The sequence below is a fragment of the Alkalihalophilus lindianensis genome (assembly GCF_032843265.1).
GTDB lineage: Bacteria > Bacillota > Bacilli > Bacillales > Bacillaceae_D > Alkalihalophilus > Alkalihalophilus lindianensis.
In genome coordinates this window covers 1-321 of the sequence record NZ_JAWJBA010000136.1, presented here as the reverse complement: position 1 = coordinate 321, position 321 = coordinate 1, and the positions used below count along the sequence as shown (strand labels likewise).

Annotated in this window: 1 protein-coding gene; it reads left to right on the top strand. The window is 41.7% G+C overall.

Features of this window, described 5'->3' with window-relative positions:
• Positions 1-316 (top strand): VOC family protein (locus tag RYX56_RS21655; protein ID WP_317124027.1); only part of this gene is annotated, 316 nt, incomplete at its 5' end.
• Between the last annotated feature and the right edge of the window lie 5 nt (positions 317-321).

Below are 321 nucleotides of genomic sequence, written 5' to 3'. Positions count from 1 at the left end.
GTACTTTAATGGGAATGCAAACTCCAAGTATCATAATAAAGAGAAGAAATTTGAATCCTATTTTCTTACGTTTGATGGAGGGGCACGATTAGAGATTATGTCTAAGGCAGGAATCGATAAACCGGATCAGGATGATAGGCTTGGCTGGGCTCATATTGCCATTTCCCTGGGGAGCAGGGAGTCCGTTAATCAAATGACAACTCGATTACAAAACGATGGTTACCGCCTTGTTAATGGTCCTCGTGTCACTGGGGACGGCTATTATGAGAGTGTGATAGAAGATCCTGAAGGCAATCTCTTAGAATTGACTGTGTAATAAAA